This is a genomic window from Nocardia pseudovaccinii NBRC 100343 (assembly GCF_001613225.1).
Taxonomy (GTDB): domain Bacteria; phylum Actinomycetota; class Actinomycetes; order Mycobacteriales; family Mycobacteriaceae; genus Nocardia; species Nocardia pseudovaccinii.
The window spans coordinates 1-2,170 of sequence record NZ_BDBY01000085.1; the positions used below are offsets into that span (position 1 = coordinate 1).

The window sequence follows — 2,170 nt, forward strand, 5'->3', positions numbered from 1 at the left end:
CGCTGACACAGTGGTTGGTCGAGGTGATCAACGTGCTGACCGGCAATCTCGATTCACCCGGCGGCGCCATGTTCGCCGATGCGGCGGCGGGCGGTATCCCGCGCACCAAGCCGTTCCGCATCGGGCGCTGGGCCAGCCGGGTACGCGGGCTGCCCGAGGCAATGGGAGAACTGCCGGTGGCGACCCTGGCCGACGAGATCATGACACCGGGCGCGGGGCAGGTGCGCGCGCTGGTGACCGTCGCGGGTAATCCGGTGCTGTCCGCGCCGAGCGGGGTCCGGTTGGATACCGCGTTCGCGCAATTGGACTTCATGGTCAGTGTGGACCGGTACCTGAACGAGACCACCCGGCATGCGGATGTGATCCTGCCGCCGCCGCGCTCGACGCAGTCGCCGCATTACGACTTCGCGTTGCTGCAGTTCGCGGTTCGCAATTACGCGCGGTACTCGCGGCCGCTGGTCCCGCTCGGCGATCGCCCTTCGGAGTCGGAGATCCTGGCCAGGCTCGGGGCCGCACTCACCGGGCAGCCCGCCGGACCGGAGGCGCTCAACGGCGTCGACGAGCTGATCATCGCGGGCATGCTGCACAAGGCGGGCATACCGGAGCGACGGCCCGAACTCATCGGGTCCAACAGCACCGAGCAGCGCATCGACCTGATGCTGCGGCTCGGGCCGTATGGCGAGTGGAATGGCGGCGCGAGCGACGGGCCCGGAGGCGGTAGCCTGCGTGACCACGAAGGGCCCCGGGAGCGCCGAGATCAATACAGCGCGCTGAATCTGCAGGTGCTGCTGGACAATCCGCACGGTGTCGATCTCGGACCGCTGCGGCCGCGACTGCCCGGCGTGCTGCGGACGGCGTCCAAGCAGGTTGAGTTGGCGCCACAGCCGCTGCTCGACGACGTCGCGCGGATGCGGGCCCGGCTCGCCGATGCCGCGCCGGATGTGGTGCTGATCGGGCGGCGTCAATTGCGATCCAACAACAGTTGGATGCACAATATCCCGACGCTGGTCAGCGGGTCGAATACCTGTACGCTGCATATCAATCCGGCGGATGTGGCGCGGTTGGGACTCGGCGATACCGCCGTGGTCAAGTCCGCCGCGGGGACGCTGACGGTACCGCTGGAGCCGACCGAGGCGATCATGCCCGGGGTGGTCAGCTTGCCGCACGGCTGGGGGCATACCGACAGCACGCAGACGGTGGCCCGCGCGCATGCCGGGGTGAACGCCAATGTGCTGACCGATGATTCGGTGGTGGATGTGCCCTCCGGAAATGCGGTCTTCAATGGCGTTCCGGTGACTTTGACCCCCGCCTGAGTTGTGCTCGATTCGACCAGCCGGGCACTAAAAGTTCCGGCCGGTCGGATTGTAGCTATCTTCTGGAAACCCGTGCGCTAACTATAGATTCAGTGCATTCTCAACATGGATTTTGCTGTGTTGCCAGACTAAAATGGACAGGATTTCGGTTTAGTCGCGGGCTCAGCGTCGAACCCGTTGCGGTGTGCCGGATTCCAGCTACCAGAGGGGGCGCGATGCCCGGTACACGTTGTGGCAGTGACGGTGAGCACGAACTACAGGACAGGTACGGTACGCAGGACCGCGCCGAACGCTTCTACCAAGATCAAGTACTCGATCAGCTGAACCCGGCGATGATCGAATTCATCGCCCGGATGGATATGGCCTTCATTGCCACCGCGGACGAACACGGCGAATGCGACGCAAGCTTCCGTGCTGGCCTGCCCGGCTTTCTGCACGTGATCGACGAACGCACTCTTGCCTACCCGGAATACCGCGGCAACGGTGTGCACGCCAGCCTCGGCAACATCCTGGAGAACCCGCACGTAGGCATCCTGCTAATCGATTTCGTACAGGATCTGATCGGATTGCACATCAACGGTTCGGCACGGATCGTGGACGACACCGCGCTGCGCCACAACGTCCCGGAACTACCCGAGAACGTCAAGGGACGAGCCGCACAGCACTGGGTGGTGGTCGATGTGGAAGAGGCCTACATCCACTGCCGCAAACACATCCCGCATCTGGTCCCCGCAGCGCGCGAGCAACGACAGTGGGGCACCGACAACATCCGCGCCAAGGGCGGCGATTACTTCGGGGCGAAGGCACAGGTCAGCGCCCTTATTCCACGCTGACCGCGTGCTTGACCCAGACGGAGC

General features: G+C 64.8%; 2 protein-coding genes. Both read left to right on the forward strand.

What is annotated here, in order from left to right:
• On the forward strand, positions 1–1,313 hold a 1,313-nt coding region (locus NP3_RS09550; RefSeq protein WP_281197348.1), incomplete at its 5' end, for a molybdopterin dinucleotide binding domain-containing protein.
• A 215-nt stretch (positions 1,314–1,528) separates the two neighbouring features.
• Positions 1,529–2,146: a pyridoxamine 5'-phosphate oxidase family protein gene (locus NP3_RS09555; RefSeq protein WP_063039817.1), complete on the forward strand. Its 618-nt coding sequence runs from the start codon at positions 1,529–1,531 to the stop codon at positions 2,144–2,146.
• Positions 2,147–2,170 lie beyond the last annotated feature (24 nt).

Bases quoted from the DNA above. Each gene is read 5' to 3' on its own strand.
- NP3_RS09555 (WP_063039817.1), top strand. From the start codon at position 1,529: ATGCCCGGTACACGTTGTGGCAGTGACGGTGAGCACGAACTACAGGAC.